19 protein-coding genes are annotated in these 21,564 nt (G+C 42.9%); 8 read left to right on the forward strand and 11 right to left on the reverse strand.

From position 1 onward, the window contains the following. Positions 1–2 precede the first annotated feature (2 nt). Positions 3–1,133, reverse strand: coding sequence for an efflux RND transporter periplasmic adaptor subunit (locus AC2D6U_RS03835; protein WP_484719621.1), 1,131 nt, complete (start codon positions 1,131–1,133; stop codon positions 3–5). 356 nt (positions 1,134–1,489) lie between these two features. After that, the gene (locus AC2D6U_RS03840; protein ID WP_484719622.1) at positions 1,490–1,879 is read right to left on the reverse strand and encodes a nuclear transport factor 2 family protein; all 390 of its coding nucleotides are present in this window, start codon (positions 1,877–1,879) and stop codon (positions 1,490–1,492) included. A 162-nt stretch (positions 1,880–2,041) separates the two neighbouring features. Here AC2D6U_RS03840 and AC2D6U_RS03845 point away from each other — a divergent pair, with 162 nt between their 5' ends. From AC2D6U_RS03845 to AC2D6U_RS03860, 4 genes are all read left to right on the forward strand, one after another. Beyond that, positions 2,042–2,275, forward strand: coding sequence for a hypothetical protein (locus tag AC2D6U_RS03845; protein ID WP_484719623.1), 234 nt, complete (start codon positions 2,042–2,044; stop codon positions 2,273–2,275). 221 nt (positions 2,276–2,496) lie between these two features. Beyond that, on the forward strand, positions 2,497–3,048 hold the full coding sequence (locus tag AC2D6U_RS03850) for a YceI family protein (RefSeq protein ID WP_484719624.1): 552 nt from the start codon (positions 2,497–2,499) through the stop codon (positions 3,046–3,048). Between the two features lie 32 nt (positions 3,049–3,080). Further along, positions 3,081–4,346 carry a hypothetical protein gene (locus tag AC2D6U_RS03855; RefSeq protein ID WP_484719625.1) on the forward strand — a complete coding sequence of 422 codons (1,266 nt, stop codon included), beginning with the start codon at positions 3,081–3,083 and terminating at the stop codon, positions 4,344–4,346. A 24-nt stretch (positions 4,347–4,370) separates the two neighbouring features. Then, entirely contained in the window at positions 4,371–4,985 is a 615-nt protein-coding gene (locus AC2D6U_RS03860) for a hypothetical protein (RefSeq protein ID WP_484719626.1), read from the forward strand. Here the strand turns inward: AC2D6U_RS03860 and AC2D6U_RS03865 are convergent. Next, positions 4,982–8,137: a hypothetical protein gene (locus AC2D6U_RS03865; protein ID WP_484719627.1), complete on the reverse strand. Its 3,156-nt coding sequence runs from the start codon at positions 8,135–8,137 to the stop codon at positions 4,982–4,984. The two genes, AC2D6U_RS03860 and AC2D6U_RS03865, sit on opposite strands and share 4 nt — an antisense overlap. 812 nt (positions 8,138–8,949) lie before the next feature. Between AC2D6U_RS03865 and AC2D6U_RS03870 the strand changes: the two genes are divergently transcribed. Together AC2D6U_RS03870 and AC2D6U_RS03875 are read left to right on the forward strand one after the other, a co-directional pair. Next, positions 8,950–9,303, forward strand: a complete 354-nt coding sequence (locus tag AC2D6U_RS03870) for a helix-turn-helix domain-containing protein (protein ID WP_484719628.1) — start codon at positions 8,950–8,952, stop codon at positions 9,301–9,303. Further along, a complete protein-coding gene (locus tag AC2D6U_RS03875) occupies positions 9,297–10,601 on the forward strand; it encodes a type II toxin-antitoxin system HipA family toxin (protein WP_484719629.1) in 1,305 nt (434 codons plus the stop codon). Before AC2D6U_RS03870 ends, AC2D6U_RS03875 begins: the two co-directional genes overlap by 7 nt. Before the next feature lie 326 nt (positions 10,602–10,927). On the opposite strand, the gene AC2D6U_RS03880 is transcribed toward AC2D6U_RS03875, so the two are convergent. After that, complete coding sequence (locus tag AC2D6U_RS03880; RefSeq protein ID WP_484719630.1) at positions 10,928–11,515, reverse strand: exonuclease/endonuclease/phosphatase family protein; 588 nt, start codon at positions 11,513–11,515, stop codon at positions 10,928–10,930. Between the two features lie 96 nt (positions 11,516–11,611). Between AC2D6U_RS03880 and AC2D6U_RS03885 the strand changes: the two genes are divergently transcribed. Together AC2D6U_RS03885 and AC2D6U_RS03890 are read left to right on the forward strand one after the other, a co-directional pair. Then, positions 11,612–12,088, forward strand: a complete 477-nt coding sequence (locus AC2D6U_RS03885; protein ID WP_484720577.1) for a transposase — start codon at positions 11,612–11,614, stop codon at positions 12,086–12,088. Positions 12,089–12,607: 519 nt separating this feature from the next. Next, a complete protein-coding gene (locus AC2D6U_RS03890) occupies positions 12,608–14,026 on the forward strand; it encodes an FG-GAP repeat domain-containing protein (RefSeq protein WP_484719631.1) in 1,419 nt (472 codons plus the stop codon). 269 nt (positions 14,027–14,295) lie between these two features. Here the strand turns inward: AC2D6U_RS03890 and AC2D6U_RS03895 are convergent, their stop codons facing one another. The 7 genes from AC2D6U_RS03895 to AC2D6U_RS03925 all read right to left on the reverse strand — a co-directional run bounded on the left by AC2D6U_RS03895 (position 14,296) and on the right by AC2D6U_RS03925 (position 21,542). Continuing rightward, positions 14,296–14,553, reverse strand: a complete 258-nt coding sequence (locus AC2D6U_RS03895; protein WP_484719632.1) for a hypothetical protein — start codon at positions 14,551–14,553, stop codon at positions 14,296–14,298. A 296-nt stretch (positions 14,554–14,849) separates the two neighbouring features. Next, the gene (locus tag AC2D6U_RS03900; RefSeq protein WP_484719633.1) at positions 14,850–15,404 is read right to left on the reverse strand and encodes a helix-turn-helix domain-containing protein; all 555 of its coding nucleotides are present in this window, start codon (positions 15,402–15,404) and stop codon (positions 14,850–14,852) included. 235 nt (positions 15,405–15,639) lie between these two features. Then, on the reverse strand, positions 15,640–17,019 hold the full coding sequence (gene mnmE, locus AC2D6U_RS03905; protein WP_484719634.1) for a tRNA uridine-5-carboxymethylaminomethyl(34) synthesis GTPase MnmE: 1,380 nt from the start codon (positions 17,017–17,019) through the stop codon (positions 15,640–15,642). A gap of 641 nt (positions 17,020–17,660) precedes the next feature. After that, positions 17,661–19,085 (reverse strand): nucleoside recognition domain-containing protein, encoded by a 1,425-nt coding sequence (locus AC2D6U_RS03910; RefSeq protein WP_484719635.1) that lies wholly within the window; start codon positions 19,083–19,085, stop codon positions 17,661–17,663. Next, positions 19,082–19,852 (reverse strand): FeoB small GTPase domain-containing protein, encoded by a 771-nt coding sequence (locus AC2D6U_RS03915; protein ID WP_484719636.1) that lies wholly within the window; start codon positions 19,850–19,852, stop codon positions 19,082–19,084. Before AC2D6U_RS03915 ends, AC2D6U_RS03910 begins: the two co-directional genes overlap by 4 nt. After that, positions 19,849–20,871, reverse strand: coding sequence for a metal-dependent transcriptional regulator (locus tag AC2D6U_RS03920; RefSeq protein WP_484719637.1), 1,023 nt, complete (start codon positions 20,869–20,871; stop codon positions 19,849–19,851). Before AC2D6U_RS03920 ends, AC2D6U_RS03915 begins: the two co-directional genes overlap by 4 nt. Beyond that, positions 20,868–21,542, reverse strand: a complete 675-nt coding sequence (locus tag AC2D6U_RS03925) for a metal-dependent transcriptional regulator (RefSeq protein ID WP_484719638.1) — start codon at positions 21,540–21,542, stop codon at positions 20,868–20,870. Before AC2D6U_RS03925 ends, AC2D6U_RS03920 begins: the two co-directional genes overlap by 4 nt. Positions 21,543–21,564: the final 22 nt, after the last annotated feature.

The following is a 21,564-nucleotide window of genomic DNA, read 5'->3' on the forward strand; positions in this document are numbered from 1 at the left end:
GCTTATTGCGCTATGGTTGAACTTGAGGGAGATATTTTAACCAACATGCCGCTGTAAGCTCCGGGTACTGGACGGCTCAAGATCTTTGTGCCATCGGCCAAGCCTTTGATCACTGCTGTTCGATCGGTAAAGTAGACAGGGTTCACCTGCTTGAGGACCAATTGATCATTCTCTACCGCGAATAGCTGATTTTCATTTTGTAAAAGGTTACGAGAGATCTCGATGGCATCTTTTTCAGAACGGGCAGCAATGTTTGCTTCCATGTACATGCCTTCGATCAGGTCATCACCCTGCACCCCGATGTACACCTGCACGGTTTGAGTTGCTTGGTCTAAACGACCGTTGATGCGCTTCACCACTCCCTGCCATTCACTTTCACCGGCCAGGTCGGTCAATAAGACAGGTTCACCAACTTGCAGAATGCTAAGGAACTCTTGATTGACATCAACTTCCAGTTCAAAATCTCCAATCGACACAAACTCTCCTAGTTTTTGGCCAGAACGGATCAACGTTCCGGGATTGACTGCCGATTCTGTCAAAATACCGTCGAACGGTGCGCGCAGCTTGTACTTGCTGTAACGCTCCTCTAAATTCTTGATGTTGTAATAGGTAGAGACGATTTGTCGGCCAGTGACAAAATACTTTTCCTGGTCGTTCAGTGGCTCCGGTAATGGTTTAAGGTTCTGCTCTAGATCAAACGCTCTCAAGTAGGCATCCCAATGCGCGAAGGATTCAGGATAATCAAACCGAAGGTCTGGCATCATGGTCGTGATCAGGTCGAAGAGCGTCGAGCGTTGCGCCAACAAACTGGTATAAAATTCACGGCTATCAATGTCTAATAGAAGTTCTCCCTTGCGGAAATACTGCCCTGACTTAAAAGGTTTCTTTGACTCTTTGAAGATGCCCTGTACTTCTGAGAAGATCTCGACTTTTCGAGAGGCCACTAAATTGCCATTCGCCTTGACGACGATGGGGATCTCCGTATTCAATACATTTTGAGTAAAAACGGTCTTCACCGTTTTTGGGACTTCCCTTACAGGTTGTTGATTATTGTCTACAAGAGTTTTTGCCACAAATGCAGCACCGGCTAAAAGTACGAGGCCAATGACTGCCCCAATGATTTTCCTTAACATTACTAAAACTATTGCACTCTTAAGTGCTAAAAATTCTTTTTTGTTCAAGCCTAACGGCCTTTTTACATATTCGGTTCACTAACTGTGATGCAAAAGAGCAGGAATGGTTTAAGAGGGCTTATCACTTGTTGATGAGTGGTTAAAAGTTTATGAGAAAGGAAAAAGGACCGGTGGTCAGCCGGTCCTCAAACAACAATTAACTCAAAACAACTCGTTGGCATTGTTCATCCTTTTTCCAGATGAACTGATGCCGACATGATGATAGGTGCAATCCCCCACACCAAAAGGGGAGGAAAGCCCTGATTTTAACAAGTTTTGTGATTTGGGTCCTTTTTAGTTACCAAAACAGCTATGCACTAAGGTCGTAACACTGTGATGCGATAGATCTTGTCTTGCTCGTTGACTTCATACACCACGATCAGTTCAATGGCTTCGTCATTTCCCATGCGTCCCGTAATGCGTTCATGATCAATGACTTTATTTCCCATGGCCATTCGATTGAGGAGGGTAGAATGTAAGGCGGGACTTTCTTGGAATAAGGTGGTGTAGAGGCGCTTGACCTCTTCAAAACCTGAGGCTGAGGCATTTTGGCTGCCGAATTCAACAACACTGATGTCTTGGCTCATCACTGACATAAAACCATCAATGTCGCGCATGTTGTACGTATCGAGCTGTTTTTGGACTACTTCTGTGGGTGTGGTCTGAAATGTCCAGAGTAAACATAAGAAGGTCAATACGTTGGGCATGGCTTTTGGGTTAGTGGCGGTTAGTGGTTCGGTAATGCAATAGTCAGAGAACTATACAACCTCGTATTTGGTTATGATAATGGATTTAATCAGTAAGTGAAAGTTGCAGCCAAACGATAATTTACTATTTTGCGCTCATAGCTTTTTACCAAAGACAATTTAATGGAGAAAAAAGGAAGACCAGCCACGAGACCGCCAGAATTAAAAAGCGGGTATTACATATTAGTTAGAAGTAAAGGTGCCGCCTCAGGCATCAAGATCAGAAGAGATACCAAAAGAGAGCTTGATTTCGCGATTCAGCAGTATGAGCGCAGTAATAAAGACGTCGAATACCTCGGAGAGGTGAAAGATGGACGCTGGGTTGATGGTAAGAATGCGGGTAAAAAGACACGTTAATCCTAGTGTGATATTACTTAAGTCATTGATAATCAAATTATTAATAGGGGTAGTTTAAGCTACCCTTTTTTTTTGCCTAAACTTTAGTGTTCACTTAGATGACATTCGTCAGTTTTTTGTATGGGTAAAAGACAGCTTTCTGGCTGATGTGGCTCACCGTTGAGCCTCCGTTCAGACGGTACTTTTGAGATGTAACAAATGTTACACCAAAGTAAACCATCATGACAAAGACAATTTTAATAGCACTCATTCTTTCACTCCCCATTGTACTGAATGCTCAGCGCTTTTCCCTCGATAACTCCTCTAATATAGTCATTAAAGGCACTTCGACCATGCACGATTGGGAAAGCACTGTCGAAGAGGTAAAAGGGCAAATTGAAGTGGCTGTTGAGGGCAACCAAATCTCAGCACTGAAGGCCTTAGACTTTGCTGTAACTGTCGAGTCCATTCAAAGCGGGAAGAAGAAGATGGACAAATTGACCTATGAAGCCTTCAATTATGAAAAAAACCCTACCATTTCATTTCAACTGACCTCAGTAAAGTCATTAGAAGGAGAGCAGGCAGTGGTGGTGGGAGATTTGACTATGGCGGGGACCACCCGTTCAGTCGAGATCACAGGAACTTGTACATACCAAGAAGGTGCCGTGAAGGTCATGGCATCTCATCCAATCAATATGGTTCAGTTTGGAATGGAAAGGCCTACAGCCATGCTTGGCGCAATTAAGGTAGGAGAAGAAGTAATTATCGATTTCACACTAAACTTCACTAAATAATTTTTCAATCTAATTATCAACAATTTATAGCCATGAAAAATCTAAAACTCACATTTTTATTTGCCTTCTTGTTCTTATCTGTGGCAGGATACGCACAGTTAGACAAGAGGAAAGCAATGCAGTACTGGAGACAACCCGGTAAAATGGGCCTCAATGTTTTCGAAACCTCAAAGAACGATACCGTTAAGTTTGAAGGTATAAAAGCAAGAATAGGTGGTGACTTCGCTCTTCAATTCCAAGGACTAAGCCATGAAAATTCAATTACAGGTGATCCTTTAGTAGATCTTGGATCTAATTTCAACCTACCCACTGCCAACTTGAATATTGATGTTCAATTAGCAGACGGTATGCGCATGCACTTACGAACTTATCTTTCATCTAGACACCATACCGAGGCCTATGTAAAAGGAGGGTACTTGCAAATTGATAAGCTAGATTTTATAAAAGAAGGGTTCGCTGCTAGTTTGATGGAATTCACCAGCATTCGAGTAGGTATGGATCAGATCAATTATGGTGATGCTCAGTTCAGAAGATCTGACAACGCAGGGGCTATTTACAATCCTTTTGTTGGTAACTACATCATGGATTCTTTTACAACAGAACCATTCATGGAATTCACTTTTATGCCTTCCGATTGGATCATTGTGGCTGGTTTAACCAATGGTCGTTTGAATCAAAGCCCTGTCAAGGGAGATGATGGCTTCGTCTTCTATGGTAAGTTGGGTTGGGACAAGCAAATGAATGACGACCTAAGATTACGTTTAACAGGTTCATTGTATTCGAGCTCTGATAAAGGCACTAGAGATTATATCTACGGTGGTGACCGAGCAGGTGGACGCTACTATCAGACCTTGGCTACTGTTGCCAACGGAGGCTCTGACTTCGACCCAAGATTTAATCCACGTTATGCTTATCAGACTGCAATTCAGATCAACCCATTTGTGAAATACAAAGGCTTAGAATTCTTCGGGATCTATGAAACTGTAAACAATGGCGATGATGCTGTAGGTGGTGGCTTTACACAACTCGGACTTGAGGCCTTGTATCGATTCGGTGCTACCGAGCAATGGTACTTGGGCGGTCGTTACAACAGCGTTACTGGTGACCAAACAGATGCTGCCAATACGGATGTTGACATTAGCCGATTGAATATAGGCGGTGGCTGGTTCATGACGAACAATGTGTTGGTGAAATTAGAGTACATGAATCAAGAATACGCAGGCGGACGTTTTGCCGGTAGCAGATTCCAAGATGGTAAATTCAATGGTATCGTTCTTGAAGCAGTAATTGGATTCTAGTACAATAAGTTCTTTCTTCAATAGATGAACAAAACATTGGCTCTTCTCTTCTGTATTCTTTTTGCAAGCCCATTGGCCGGACAAGGAGAAAAAGGAGGGAAGGGCCAATCTCTTTTATGGCTCGACGCCAAAAGTACCTTGACCATTCATGTAGCAACGAACGTGAATGGTTTTCCATGTGAATTCATGAGTACCCAAAAGAGCGATGCCATTTCCATTGATTATGAAGCGATCGATCGAAATTATGTATCCATCGCCAATGCAAGACTCACCTTTCCTTTGGTGGAATTTGATTGTGGGCAATCGTTGAAGAACAAAGAGTTCAGGGAGTTTTTGAATGAAGAGGACTTTCCTAGCATTGCCATCAACCTCAACGGTTTAGAGATCTATGATCAGACTTCATCAGGAGCAATCGGTAAGTTCATTGCAACTGTGGAAGTGGCGGCAACGGAGCGCCAGGAAGACATTCAGATCACTGACATCATGAGTGATGATTTTTCCACCATCTACACAGGAAAGGTATCCATCAATGTACGGGAATATGGTCTTGAACCCCCGGTTAAATTTTTAGGCATGGTCAAGGTCAAAGAATCCGTTGAGATCGAATTTCTCTTTCGGTTCATCGGAGACGCCAATTAAGGGTTGTTCTTTTTCCCTAAATCAACTTCATAGTCATCCGGCGTACCGCTGATCGTTACCGAAATAAAGCGCGTATTTTTTGTTTCATCGCGATAAATGATGTCATCTACTTGCTCTTCGTCAATGTCTTGGCGCCTGGTGAATAAACGTTGGAGCCCGGCACGAGTGACCACTTTGACCGGAACACGCATGGTGTAATTCATATTGAGGTCAATGCCTTGGCGACCCGAGATCTCGAAATAGCCGAGGGAAGTATTGATGTTCATGTTCGGAATGATCAGCGCACCATTTTCTAGTCGCAATTGATTTTTAAGGGTGTCGAACCGAACATTATTCAAGTTCTTATCGGTAAAGTAATTTGCAAGGGCTTCAAAAGGGGTGAAGTTGACCAAGCTACCGTCCACCACTTCAATGTCCATGGTTAATTCAGAAACATCTGTCGCTGGAATAAGGTCAGGGTGCATGTGGATCTTGCCATTTACCCTTCCGCTCAGTCTTCCGTGCAGATTGTCTGAGACCAGCTGATCCTGTCCAAAGTTATCGAACTTGAACAACAGCTTATCCAAGTCGACGTTTTGAACGTACATGTCTGGACTGAAATAGATCTGGTCAGGGTTAGAGCCATTGAAATACCCTTTCATATCCATTTGGCCGCCGGCTGCTTTCAATGACAGGGTGTCAACGTAGATATAGTGATCGCTTTGCATTTTCCCCTCCAAGTTGAAGTCATCAATCAAATAGCGGTGGTAATTCAATTCGTCAATGGTCACCTCGAAATTTGCGTTCGCAAAAGGTAGATCGAACACATTGAATCCGGCTTCATGATCAATTGTTGTGGTGTCTTCAGGCGGCATCCAAGAAAATAGCTGATCAAAATCTAAGCGCTTACTGGTCAAACGAAATTCGTGAGATTTTCCTGCGGTGGAATCGAGCTGATAGGTTAAATAGGTCTTTAGTTGTGAGTTGCCGAATTGCCCTCCAAAGTCGTCAAGGACCAAGGCGGTGCTGTCCCAATGCATACGACCATTGAAGTCTTTTAGGCGCATGTCGTGGTTGGTGGCATACCCGTCGATTTGATCGATTTCCACTTCTATACTTTGTAAATCATCGACAAAGATCAATTCGCTTAAGGCATGGATCTTAATGTTCTTCAGCTGTTCACTGCGATAATCCTCAGGCACATAATTGACCCCATTGTAGGTGAATACATCCTGTAATTGGAGAAGAGAAGAGGTGAGGTCGAAATCAATTCGGGTTTTTCCTTCAGGTTTTTCCTCAAACCAGAGGTCATAATTTTCCAATCGTCCATTGAAATGAAAGTCACTCTGATCGAGCATGCCGGTAAAATCTATGACATTGAAGTCGGTCGAGTCAATGATGATGTCGGCATGAAAGTCGTGCAATCGATGGGGGTAGTTGGTCAGCTGAGCAGTTAAGCTGTCAATGAAGAACTCACCAATCGGTAGATTAGGCGATTCGGTAAAGGCTTGCGCCGAACTCTTGAAACGAAAGCCAATGCTCAGGTTGCTGAGTTGCTCGTTAAACCCGATGCTATCGGTTGCTGTTCTGGTAAATTCCTGCACGTCGATCAAGTCGGACTCCAGCTTTAAATCGACATCAACCGGAATGTTGGTGTGATGTAGGATAGCGGGGAGGTCAGAAATGCTTGCAGAGAGGGAAAGGTCGGAATTTCCCGATCTCAAGCTAAAGGTATTGATGGTGGCTTCATGACCATCCATATAGGCATCGATGTTCATCTCTTCAACGGAGAGCGAGTATTCCGGTAATTTGAAGCTCAGGTCTTCTACTTTCAAAGCGCTGAAGTAGCTTTCGTTCAGCCTCTCGATGGTTTTGGTCGGGTCATTCAAGTCGATGATATCATGAAAATTCATGTCTAAAGAGACCTTTCCAGACACGTCTTCCAATTCTTCGATCTCAAAGAAAGAGGTTAAAAAATCCAAGTTAAACTCTGAATTCAGCTGAATCTGAATATCGGGGGATGCAAAATTTTTAATCGACACATTCCCGGCGAATGAACCGGTTTCCGGAGTGGCCGTAAAATCCTCTATCGACACCGACATGGTTTCCAAGCTGTTCAATTCACCCGTTGTAAAGTGTCCCTTAAAGAAGAGCTCATCCACTTCCTTTTCTACGGCGATGTTTTCTATAAAGGCCTCTTTACAACCAAAATCGATTTCTACATGAGGGGTCTTGCCAAAAGCTGCCGAACCATTGACACGGGCATCGAAATAGACGGTGCCCCCGTTTTCATAGCGTTTCACCAAAGGACTATATTCCTCTGGAATAAAGGCTAAGAATAGGTCGAAATTGGGCTTTTCTCCACTAAAGATGAGGTCTAGTTCGGTAGCATTTGCAAAATCTACGGTGCCGTCCATAGCGAAAAGAGCTTCTTCGATCTGAAGAGACGACGCGTCGATGTCGAGGAGTCCTTTGCTGAGGTCATAATCGATTCCTGTGCTAAGCGACAAGTGTTTATCGTGAAGAAAAGAGGTGTCTCCTTGAATGATCAAGTTGAATAGAATATCGCTGGTTAATTGGGCTTTGATGTGTTCCTGACTTGTTGAAAGGCTTGCATCAAGCTCCTCAATGAAGAGTTCCGCTAGGACCTCGTTGGCCTCATTGATCTTTAATACGTCGATATTTTCCATGGAAAAGGCGTCGAGGGTAAGACTGGCCATGTCTTGGTCTGTCGAGGTGCTTTCCTTTGCATCCGATGTGCTTAAGGCATTCAATACATTCAAGCTGCCGTCGGTATGCTGGATGAGCTTCAGAAAGCCATCGCTTAACTTGATCTTTTTGACCTGAAAATCACTTTTGATGATGGAAATCAAATCGAAACCGACATATACATCTGAGATGTCGACCAGGACTTCACTCGTATCGGATTTGTATTCGTATACCTGTACTCCTTCAAGGTCGATCGAGACATAAGGGAAATTCGCAAAAGGGGAGATATGGGAATCTTTGATGACAAAACGACCCGTAAAGCCCTCATTGAGTTCGGAAATGGCTTTTTGAATGAGATTATCCTGCTTTTGGTAAGCCAAACCAATGACGGTCAAGAATGCCATTCCGATGACTAATGCCAATAGAGTAAAGCCTTTTATCCATTTCTTTCTGAGATTGGTCATAGTGTTCGATTAAAATTAGTTATCAGCTCAATGCATTAGTCACATGAAATTAAAACGAGAAAGAAGAATATGCTAGAAGTAATTGGGATGTTCCTTTTTGAAGATGCTATATGGTCTTCCTGGAGGACTACTTGCATTATTAGGTATGCTTATGCAAGCCCATGACCCAAGTGCCTCAGTTGATCTTCTTTCGTTTGAAATCATTCTCTGGTACAGATAACGGTTTTTGAATGAATAAAGCAATCGATTAGAGGAGACTTTAAACGCAACAATACGTCAATTGCCCTAGAATGTTCGTCGACATTTGATGTTAAACGATTCGATCACTTCAAATGAAAAGAATGAAACATATTTCACTCATGCTCCTTTTGACAAGCTTTTCATGAGTTGCTCAAGAGGTGCAGTCCTTCAAAACGAAATTGACAGGACCAGCCAATCTTAACTATCGAAAGGCACCTAAACGAGTTGTTATCTCAGACTTTCAAGTCAATTATCAAACAGCTCTGAGTCTAGAGGATGAAAGGAAAGGAGGCAAAATGTGGCGAGGCGGTTTGAAGAGGGATGCGAAGGCATCGCTCTCATTGATCTTAAAAGGCCTAGATTTAGATGCTTTACAACAACTAACAGATCAATTATATCAAGAGTATGTCAATAAGTAGTGATCAAAGTTTTTCATATCTTTTAGTGAATGAAAAAGCATTCATTAAGTCTATAAAAATTATATAATGAATGGTAAATCATTCAAAATAAACTATATTTGATTACTTATTTTTGAGTGGTAAATCATTCATTATAATCTAAGAGATAGTTTTATGACTGATAAATCATACAACAAATGGACTCAAATGACAGATTCAGCTTTGATAGAGACTGTCGGTGCGTTCATAAAGCATCATCGAGTGCAACAACAGCTGTCACAAGATGAGGCAGCAGCGGCGGCTGGCATCAGTCGTTCTACGCTCAGCCTATTAGAAAGAGGAGAGGCAGTTAAACTATCCACGTTGATCCAGGTATTGCGTGTGCTAGACTTGCTCCATGTTATGGATGCATTCGAGGTCAAAGAGGAGGTGAGTCCACTTGCTTATGCCAAGCTCAAAAAGCAGTCTCGTCAACGTGTAAGATCGAAAAAAACACCGGGGGATAATCAAGAGGAGCTAGGATGGTAGATGTTGCAGAGGTTTACCTATGGGGACAGTTCGTTGGGGCGGTGAGCTGGAGCGAGACAACGCAGTTGGCAAGTTTTGAGTATGCGCCTAAGTTTTTTGACAAAGGCTGGGATCTATCGCCCATCAAAATGCCCATTCGAAATGGTGCAAAGATTTATCGTTTTCCAGAGTTAAGAAAGGGTAGAGGTGACGCCTATGATACATTCAAAGGCTTGCCAGGCATGTTAGCCGATGCACTTCCAGATCGCTATGGCAATCAATTGATCAATATTTGGTTGACACAGCAAGGCAGGCCAGAAAATAGCATGAATCCTGTTGAACAGCTCTGCTTTATTGGCAAAAGGGCAATGGGGGCGTTGGAATTCGAACCGGCACAGCTGACCAACAGACAGGGAGGTTTCAAGATAGAGGTAGAGAGTTTAGTGGAAGTGGCTCATCAATTGTTGGCAAAGAAAGCGCAATTGAGTACAGTGCTACCGAAAGATCAAAAGCAAGCATTGCAACAGGTGCTGAAAGTAGGAACATCTGCCGGAGGAGCTCGGCCCAAAGCGGTCATCGCTTACAATCAATTAACAGGTGAGGTCAGATCAGGACAGGTGAATGCACCAAAAGGATTTGAGCATTGGTTACTCAAATTGGATGGGGTAAGTGATGCGCAGTTTGGCGAAAGTACAGGTTGGGGAAGAATAGAATATGCCTACTATCTAATGGCCACTAGTTGTGGCATAGACATGATGCCGTCGGAGCTCTTGGTGGAAAATGACAGGGCACACTTCATGACCAAAAGGTTTGATAGAGAGGGTAACGATACCAAGCACCATATGCAGACGCTTTGCGGTATTCAGCATTACGACTATAACTTGAGGGGGGCATATAGCTATGAGCAGGTATTTCAAACGATGCGGTTGCTCCGTTTAAGCTATCCTGAGGCAGAGCAAATGTTCAGACGTATGGTATTCAATGTGATGGCCAAAAATTGCGACGACCATACGAAGAATTTTGCCTTTATGCTGAAACAAGAGGGTAGATGGCAATTATCACCGGCCTATGATGTTTGCTATGCCTATCATCCGGAGAATTATTGGTTGAAGAACCAAACCATGCTGGTGAGGGGTAAGCAGGAGGGAATCCTGAAACAAGATTTTCTGGATATTGCCAAAGAGAATAATATAAAAAGGGCCGCTCAAGTGATTGATGAGGTCCAAACAGCAGTGGCTAATTGGCCCAAATTTGCACAGCAAGCGGGAGTGGATGAGCAAAAGATCCAGTTCTTAGAAAGTACCTTTCCAAGTATTTAATTAGATCATAAGCTCCAGCTTACGCCATTCAATAATCCACCATCCTGGGCGATTTCATTGACATTCAGAGTTACCACTGAGCGTTTAGGGAATACGTTTTCAAGAAGAGCAATAGCTTTTTTGCGTAGACCTTATTTAAGCGAACAGAATGGGTTTTTCATCCTTACTTACTTCCCGATACAAAAAGTAACTATAATTGATAATCAGTTAGTTAAAATCTTGAGGTACAAATAAGGTACAGAAACTGATAATTTCAAACCAAGAGTTAATCAAACTGGAGGAATCAATAAAGCTTCAATTGTGACAGCTTTACTAGCATAAACTTTCTAAAATTGTAAATTTAATTCTATTTCAATCATACAATGATCACTAGGACCCCAATCATGTGGGTTATTTAAGGCAGTTACTTTGATTTTATCTTTTAGTGATCTTGAAGCAAAGACAAAATCTAATTGTCTAGTAGCTGTTTCAGGTGTTTGTCTATTGTGGTAGAAAGTAGGGACATTCAAACTTTCTTTAGGAAGTTCCTTTGGCCAAGGTGAAGCTTGTCTTCCATTAGGGAATTTAGGACCCATGAAAGGCAAATCAATGGCTTCCATTCGGTCGAATATGGTTTGGTACCTTTCTTTCCAATAATTGCTTCCATGCTCACCGTGACCGTATAAAATGTTTAGGTCGCCTGATGCAATAATTCTGTGGTCTTTTTGTGAACCAATAAATGCAGAAAGGTCAGATATCAGCCTGTGGACTGATGCATCTGCATAGATCCAATTGCTTTTCGTACTCTCATGCGTTCGTAGCCATAATCCGTACAGCGAGATGAGAATAATAGGTTCTTGATTAGGGATGAAAACTCTACTCGCTGCGATTGTGCCGGGGTGACTAACAGCGAAATCTTTTATCTGGGCTTCCAATAGATTTACTGTAGGGATTTCTTCAAGCTGAAATTTATCTGAAACAGAATGTACTACTGCTTTCCAATTTCTTTTACCTACTCCATCGGTTGACCAATTACCAGAGTTGGTAGAAGGTTCAGGGTGTTGAACATCATGGATGACTTTAATCGCAAGGCAGTGGCTGTGGAAGCAGAATTTACTTTTCCTTCTATGGGAGTGATCCAAGTACTTAAAAGAGCTTTTGAAGAACATGGAAAGCCCGAGAAGATCAGAGTAGATAATGGACCAGAGTTTACTTCATTAGAACTCAGTGAATGGTGTAGAGTACAAGAAATTGAACTTCAATACATCCAGCCGGGAAGACCGATGCAGAATGGATTTATAGAACGTTTTAACAGAACCTTTAGGCAGGACATCCTGAATGCTCATCTTTTTGAAGACATTAGTCAGGTAAGGATTTTAGCAGAAGAATGGGTGAAGGATTATAACGGTCATAGACCACATGAAGCTCTGGGAGGAATAACACCTTTAAAGGCAGAAGCAGAATCTTCATCAAAGCAAGCTTGCTTTGATGAAGTAATATTTAACTAAATGAATAATGTACATTTATACCCAGTTCGATAAAAGGGAAGGTTACACCAGATGAAATCAGCAGCCCCCCCCCCTCCAAAAAAAACTCGTTTTCAGATTGAGTATGCTAGTGTGATATTATGGTATAACCTGACGCTTCAAAATTAGTAAGGTATTTGAACTCACCAATCCATTGGTTATAAATCGTACCTATTTCCTTGATCAGTTTTTTAATGTGAGTAGCAAAGTGGTTCTTTAAAAGTGTTCTTATCATCGATTGATCAGAGTACGAATTGAAATCAAAAGCCAAGCATTACGATAAGGTATAAAGTTTCTTTCTAACGTCTTATTAGGCTTCCAAAAGGTTGTGTATCAAGAGTTTGATCAACGTAGGTAACATCTGTTGTTACTCGAATTACGTTGTTATCTTTTTGATTTATGTCGTTTTTTCTATTTTTTTTTTTTGGTAGATATTTTGATATAGATTCCACATCCTTCATATTCAATAGTTAGTCATTGGAAGGAAAAATATGCTCATGAATGGAATTTAAACTAGGCACTCCTTTAATTAAAATAGAAATGAACAAATATACAAAATACCTTCTTTTCGCACTTTTCTGCTCATGCGCTGATGATGCTGATGCACCAGTTGTTGAGGAACAAATGGAAGATGATATTACATTTTACAGCAATGTAACGGTGATTGATGCTCCAAACATACCTGATAAAAAATACATTGAATCTACAATATCTGATCCTACAGGTTATACTCATTACTCATCGCCTTCGGGAGATAATTTTTTTCTGTTTTTTGGGACAATTTATGGGGAGTTTATTTTCGATTACAATAGTATTAATGATGTTGCGCCTGCTCCTAGTATTGTATTAAAAAAAGTAGATGATAAGTGGGGTTTTCACAAAGTATATTATGAATCTGAATTTTGGGCCCCGCGTAATTTTAAAGTCCTAGATAATTTCATCACTGTGGGAGATGGCAATGAGTTTGGGGATGACATTACTAAGTGGGGTGCTGACATTTGGACTGCAGAAATCTTACAAAATGGTGACCTAGATTGGAGAAGAGTAAATCAAGATGAAACTAGAGGTTTTTTTCATGGGACTACTTCAGGTGATTTAAATGGTGACGGCTTACAAGACGCTGGAGGGTCTCCAGGAATAAATCATAGCGGTATAAATATTTTTTTACAAAAGTCAGATGGCTCTTTCGAAAGAAGAGATGACATCCTGAATTTTGAAGGACCAATGCCTTTTGCATTAGATTTTCATGATTTTGATAAAGATGGTTTAGCAGAGATCGTTACCGCAGATTATGGTGGCGGAAGCATACCCGATTCAGATGACCATGAAATTAGAGTTTATAAATTTGATGTATCCACAGGAAAGTTTGAATTGTCTTTCCAAGGTAATGAGCCTAATTTTTACACTTTTGGTAAAGGTGCTACTTCTATTATCTGTAAAGATTTGAATAATGATAATAAAGATGATATAGTTGTAGCGCGAGAAGATGGGAAAAGAGGCTTTGAAGTATGGGTAAATGATGGGGATGGTAGTTTTTCACCCAAATTCTCACATGAATTTGAGAATTTGGATTTCCAAGAGTTTAAGATCTTCGATGCTAATAACGATGGGTATGATGACATTTTATTGAACGGGTATGGTTATAAAAGTGATTTGAGAATAAATCCAGAACAATGGAATCTTGAAGGTTCAATAGGAGTCAAACTTAATAAACTCATTTGGCTCAATAATGGTGATGCCACTTTCGATTATTATCAAGAAAAGGATTTAACCTTCGAAGGCCCTACTCCATCTTACCTACACCCTTATCTCGATAATAATATTCTTCATTTTTTTGGTATCTATCAAAAAAATGAATACTCAAATAGCGGTAATGCTTTGACAGCTTATACATGGGATTTTAAAATAAGTATAAATTAATATTTAGGTTCAAATCATAAGTGCAATACGCTTATTTAAAACTGATGTGGTACCTTTGAATTTTTTGGGCTTACTTGAAAACTGGCAGAATAGTTAGAAGGAATGCCTTGATAAATTCCCTTTTTTAGTCAGATTTAAATCCTAACCTCGCTTACTGCTGCTCCTTCATTAAAGAAATAATTCTTGAGATATTGTTCATTAAAACGCACAAAGCATGCTCTGCTGAGATATTTTCCAGACTCATCAATTGATATTCCGTATTTGCATCATCAAACCCATGAGCTGATTGGGATTGAAATCCTTTCTCCCTCACTTGTTACATCAGTTTTCTGTTTTGCTTTACCCATGTATTGTTCAAGTATCCAAATAGCTGCTTCTAGCCTTAATTTATCATTGCTAGAACTGTCTCGAATCTGCGCAATTGTTTGAATACTTTCATCAATGTAAGGGTCAAGTATTCTAAGCTTTTTACTCTCTTCTGTCAAAGGCTTCCTCCCTGAGCCTTCACGTTTTCCTCCTCTAGGCATGACTGATTATTTTTGATTATTCTAAAATAACAAAGCAATTAAAGAGCTCTATAACAGATGACCCAAATAAATTGAGGTAGGCAAAGCTCAACATTTCCGACACATTTAGCCCCCCTAAAAAGTCCCTGCGTGTTGGCTTGCCTGTTTTGGGGTGTGGTATGGGTGGATAAAAGTCAAGGTAAAGGCTTTTACGCCCCTCACTTATTTTCTTTTGTCTTAAACTTACTTTTGTTGCCATTATCTTTTAAGCTTTTTGGAAATCGTAAAAAAAGTGATCGCCTGAAAAAAAAACTTTTTTAGGTCAATAATTCATCAATAATCTGTTTCGGTACATAAGCGTACCAACCTTTTTTTATTTTGGGTATGCTGTTTCTTTTGATTAACTGCTGTACAGTACTTTCAGGTACCTTGTATTTGTCCCGCACCTCTGTTAAGGTGTAACAGTCTTTAATATCGTAGTGCATGGGTTCAACTTCTTTTATTTGGGGTTGGCTATTGCTTTGAAACAGTTTATCAATTTCAGAACGCTTTATCCTTGTCATTCTTTGTCCCAGATTCACGGCTGAAATGGTACCGCTTTCAATGTAGTAATATGCTGAGCGTACAGAACAGTTTAATAATTGGGCTACTTCACGAACAGTTAAAAACTCCTTTGCTTTCAGTTGTTCAATAGGTTGGCTCTTAATTCGTGTGGTTTCTGTATTTGACTGCTTTATCGTTTCGGCTCGCTTACGGGCTTTGTATGCTCTTTGGCTACACTTATGGGAACAGTATTTAGTTACGGTTGTACGGGCTGTAAATTCCTGCTCACAATACTGGCAAATACGTTGTACCTCAATTTTACTGCTCATTTGATAGCTTTAAATGTCAATAAGTATCATTAAGTGCAATTAAGCGCAAAATAAAAAGGGATAAACCCTGTCTTTTAAACCCCAGTCGCATGGAGGTACAATAAAGGTACAAATATGTACCGAATAAACGTGTAGTTTATCAAAATAAATCATAATCCTACACAACTGATAAAGCTCTTATTTCAGGGTTTAAGCAGGTTTAATATCTGTTTTATGGTTGGTTGTTTGGTGGTGGTTACTTTCCGATACAAAATTTACTGAAAATATTTGCCAGCAGATCATCCGTGGTGATCTCTCCGGTGATCTCCCCGAGGTAGTGGAGGGCCTGGCGGATGTCCATGGCCACAAAGTCATTGGTGACTTGATTGTCAATACCTTCGATGACTGCATCTAAGGAATTCTTGGTGTGTAGGAGGGAGTCGTAATGACGGATATTGGTCACCACGGTATCACCGCGTTTGAATTTGTCGAGGTTGACCAGTTCCAGGATTCGGTTTTTGAGGATCTCGACCTGTTCAGGATCTTTCGCGGATAGGAACAGCATGTCCGGATGCTGATGCTGCAGCTTGTTTACAGTTGATTCATCGACCTTGTCCAACTTATTGCCAAGTTTGAGAAAAGGTACCCCCGTGTTTTCCAGTCGATTGATCTCTTGATTCATCTCCACAATGTCGAGGTCTGCCAGATCGAACAAATAGATGATCAAAGAGGCTTCTTTCATTTTGGCTAAAGAACGCGCCACACCGATCGACTCAATCGTGTCGGTGGTCTCACGTAATCCGGCCGTGTCGATAAAGCGAAAGGCTACACCGCCAATGATGAGTTCATCTTCAATAAAGTCGCGCGTGGTGCCTGCAATGTCTGAGACAATGGCTTTTTCCTCGTTCAGCAAAGCATTCAGCAGAGTAGACTTTCCGGCATTGGGCTTACCAGCGATCACAGTAGGAACACCATTTTTGATCACGTTGCCCAGGTCAAAGGAGTGGATCAAGGCGTTCACCACTTTGAGCAATTTGTTGACCAATGCCTTCAGGTCATCTCTACTGGCGAACTCGACGTCTTCCTCGCCAAAATCGAGTTCCAGTTCGATCATGGAGGCGAAATGGATCAGTTCTTCGCGCAGCTGCTTGATCTCACCGGAAAAACCACCGCGCATTTGATTGAGGGCTGCACTATGGGCAGCTTCCGAATCGGCATTGATCAGGTCGGCTACTGCCTCCGCCTGCGCCAGGTCAAATTGGCCATTCATAAAAGCGCGCTTGGTGAATTCCCCGGGCTTGGCCGGTCTGGCCCCCTTGCGAATAAAGAGCTGAATGATCTGCTTGATGATGAAGTTGGAGCCGTGACATGAGATCTCGACGACATTCTCTTTGGTGAAGGATTTAGGCGCAATGAAGAGAGAGATCAAAACTTCATCGAGGATTTTATCGCCATCTCGGACTGTGCCAAAATGAATCGTATGACTTTCTTGCTTCTCCAGGTCTTTTCCCTTAAACACTTGATTTACAAGTCGTATGCTATCAGGGCCACTCAGCCGAATCACGCCAATGGCGCCGACGCCTTGCGGGGTCGCGAGTGCAATGATCGTGTCTTCGTTGTTCTGGAGGCTTCGCATAACGCAAATATAAGAGGAAGTGTTGAGTTGTTAAGCGTAAAGCTACAAGCCTCAAGCTTCAGGCCTCAAGCCTCAAGCCTCAAGCTCCAAGTCTCAAGCACCAAACTCTGAAGGGCACCCTTTAGGGCTGGGGTCAAGAAGTGCTAAGTGTTGAGTTGTTTAGTGTAAAGCTACAAGCCTCAAGCTCCAAGCCTCAAGCTTCAGGCCTCAAGCCTCAAGCCTCAAGCTTCAGGCCTCAAGCACCAAACTCTGAAGGGCACCCTTTAGGGCTGGGGTAGGTAGCGCTAAGTGTTGAGTTGTTAAGTGTAAAGCTACAAGCCTCAAGCTCCAAGCCTCAAGCTTCAGGCACCAAGCTTCAGACACCCCGCACTAAACTCTGAAGGGCACCCTTTAGGGCTGGGGTCAAGAAGTGCTAAGTGTTGAGTTGTTAAGCCTAAAGCTACAAGCTGCTAGCTACAAGGGATGATTCGACGGTAACTATTTCCAAACTGTACGTCATGCCGGAAAATAAATGCTTAGTAGGGAACGAGCATTCATTTATTCGTTATCACAATACACAAAATGAGATTCTGGAATGACGATTCCAAAAACAATATTTTCGCACTACGCACTACGCACTACGCACTACGCACTACGCACCATTACCCCATTAAATTCCAGAACTGGGTCACTAAGAAACACACCACAAAGCCCATGATGATAGGCAAAATGCTGGCGACAGTTGTCCACTTCATACTCCTGGTTTCCTTATAGATGGTATAAATGGTTGTGCTACAGGGGTTGTGGAGCAAACTGAACAGCATCAGGTTAATGCCTGTGAGGGTGGTCCAGCCACCAGCTTTCAACACATCGGTAGTCGCTAAGGTCGAGTCTAACTCAAACATGACGCCGTCACCATTCCCATAGCCCAATAGGTTCAAGTTGGCCACGGTCAACATCAATATCGTCGGGATAATGATCTCATTGGCCGGAATGGCCACAATGTAGGCCAGAAGGATCACTCCATTCAAACCGAGGAACAAACCGAAAGGATTCAACCAGTCGATCATTTGATCTGCCACTGTCAGTTCTCCGATGTTGATGTTAGAGATCAGCCAGATCACTGCCCCGGCCGGAGCAGCAAAAACGATCGCTCGCCAAAGAACGATCAAGGTCCGATCGATCAGCGAGGTGTAAATGGTTTGCCAAAAACGAGGTGGGCGATAGGGAGGAAGCTCCAAGGTAAAGGTGCTCACTTCGCCTTTAAGCACAGTGCGAGACAATAACCAAGAGGTCAAAAACATAAAGCCAACACCTAAGAGGGCAATGCCAATGACCGAAAAGGAAGCGATCGTATTGGAAAATGCCGGAGGTACCAAAGCCCCGATAAAGATGGTAGCGATCAAGATCTGCGTGGGCCATCGGCCGTTACAGAGCGAGAAGTTATTGGTGATGATGGCGATCAATCGTTCGCGGGGACTATCAATGATGCGCGTAGCGACGACACCTGCGGCATTACAGCCCCAACCCATGCTCATGGTCAATGCTTGCTTTCCGTGGGCACCAGAGCGCCTAAAAAGCGCGTCAAGGTTAAAGGCGACACGGGGTAAGTAGCCAAAGTCTTCCAGCAGGGTGAACAGCGGAAAAAAGATGGCCATAGGCGGCAACATAACAGAGACGACCCAGGCAACAGCCATGTAGATGCCGTCGATCAAGAGTCCATCGAGCCAAAAGGGTAGTCCAATTCCTTCGGATGCTGATTTCAATAAGGGGTAAACGGTTTCGATCAGCAGGGTAAAGAGCAAGCCGGAAGGGTAATTTGCGCCTGAGATCGTCAGCCACAAGATGATCCCTAAGAGTCCAATCATAATAGGGAAGCCCCAGGTCCTGCTTGTGACGATCCGGTCGATCTTGCTGTCGAGCGTATAGTTTCTCTCTTTACCGGGCATTTCAATGGCGGTTGATGCGATCTTCGAGGCGTCAGCATAAAGTCCCTCGGTGAGTTTGTCGTGGAAATTATCACCCAGCTTCCAGCGCAGCTCATTGGCCAATTTGATAATGGATTCCTTTTCCTGCTGTTCACTCATATCAATTCCGCTAATTCATTGTTTCTCACTGCTTCCGTGATGCGTGCATCACCCTCTAACAGGCGAAATGCCACCCATCTGCTGTTGGGAAGACCGGGAAATTGCTCTTCAATGGCCTTACTCAAACGATTCACTGAATCTTCGATCGTACCGGAAAGGCTTTTAACCTTTCTCGGTTTGCAGACCACTTTGCCGGATGCCACATCGCTGATGGTGGAAAGCAACTCCGGTATGCCTTGCTGACTTCTGGCCACCGTCTCGATCACGGGTATGCCTAGCTTTTTCGCCAATTCGCGCTGATCGATCTTGATATGGTGTCGTTTGGCTTCGTCGACCAGATTCAGGCAAAGTACCGCCTTTGTGGTGATCTCCAGGATCTGCAGCACTAGGTTCAGATTAAGCTCCAAACGCGTGGCATCGGCAACGATCACCGTCACATCGGGTTTTCCGAACAGGATGAAATCCCTAGCTACTTCTTCATCTTGGGAGGTGGAGAGGAGGGAATAGGTGCCCGGTAAGTCAATGATCTTGTATTTCTTTTCATCGTATTGATAAGCGCCTTCTGCGCGTACCACGGTTTTACCTGGCCAGTTACCCGTGTGTTGTCGCAATCCGGTCAGGGCATTGAATACCGTACTCTTACCTGTGTTCGGGTTTCCAGCTAAGGCAACGACATAATCAATGCTCGAAGTATCAATGCCTAATTTCTTCAGGATGTTTACATTATGAAATACACAATCGTCACAAGCAGCACTTGGGGTTGTCATTTTGTTTCCGTTTTAGTGATCAAGATCAAGTCAGCTAAGGTGTTCCTTAACGCGATAGATGTATTACGAATTTTGTAAGCTACAGGGTCCTGTAAAGGGCTTTTTAACTCCACTTCTATACGCGTACCAGGCAATACCCCCAGGTCCAGTAGTCTTCTTCTATTGGCTCCTCTGCATTCTGTGGAGAGACCGATGACTTCCGCTGTTTCTCCGTAAGTCAAAGAGGAGAGGCGTACGGCATTTTCTTCAAAGATCTCGTCTTCGCTCAAAGGTTCTACATGGATGTTGGCGGCAACGATGGTTGAAAATTGGTGCTTGTCTCCTTCACAAAGGAAGGTGACTTGGTTATTGTCCGTTTCCAGTACCACAATGTGCGATCCGATAAACAGTCGTTTGTCTAACAGCTGTTTGTATATGACCTCAGGCTCATCTTCTAAGTGTGCGATCTTACCAGGAGTTGCACGTGCATAAGAAGGTAAAGGCGTCCAATTGACGCGACTGATCTCACCTTGTTCATTGGGAATAGGGTCGCCGTGTGGGTCGAATAGGGGATTGCCCAGGGCGCTTTCTAAGGCCGCTGTCTGTGCGTCAGTTAGTTCATGTTCTTTTCGCTCGGCCAATTCGTGCCATTCACTGGCCTTGTGGCCTGTGCGCTCGGCTAAGTATTTTTCCCAAAGGCGGTGAATCCGAATGATCTTCAATGCGTATTGTCGACCATCCTCTGTCAAGGTCATCTGGTGATCACGTAAATTGATCAGATTCGATCTACTCATCCGTTCCACTACCGGAAGGATCTTCTTACGGGTTACTTGAAGGGCGCCGGAGAGATTATCGAGTGTAGCAATGCGCTTGCTTTGTTCCACATGATAAAGCTGTTTGAGGATGTCTTCCGTTAGCGTTTTCTGTTTTTTTAATTGGCTCTGCAACACGGTTTTGGCATTACGGGAGCGATAGAGAAGCCATGCGAGCAACACTAATCCACTAAAAACCAATAAATTAAGCAGTGCTGGGTTCATCATTCGACAACAATTGATATGTTTTCAGCCGCTACGGGTGAGATGGTAATGGATTTATCGAGCATTTCGATATCCAAGGATCCATCGAATTCATTTTTATCCACAATGGTCAGCTCTGTTCCGATGGAGATACCCACCTTGTCTAAATACTTCAAAAAGGCAGAGCTGGAGTCGTCCACGCCGATCACTGTACCTTTTGCACCTACCTCAGAAGCACTGAGGCTTTGCTTTTTGAGGGCACTGAAGTTTCCGTCTTCATCGGGAATGGGATCGCCGTGTGGATCATATTTTGGGAAGCCCAAAAAGTCATCGAGCCGCTTGATCAGTAGGGGCGACTTGATGTGCTCCAATTGTTCGGCAATTTCGTGCACTTCATCCCATTTGAATTTGAGCTTCTGCACCAAGAACACCTCCCATAAACGATGCTTCCTGATCACGCGCAAAGCCACTTCCTTGCCTTTATCGGAAACCCGCACGCCACGGTATTTTTCATAGTGCACGGCTTTCTTTTTCGAAAGCTTGCGGATCATGTCACTCACTGAGGCAGGAGTAGTGCTGAGCTCAATGGCAATCGCGTTGGTATTGACACTTTGCTTTCCTTGGTCGGAAAGATGAAATATTGCCTTTAGGTAATTTTCTTCTACGTAGGTAAACACAGGATTTAATTTGTGCAAATTTACTATTTTAGATTTACCT

The organism is Roseivirga sp. YIW32 (assembly GCF_057219245.1).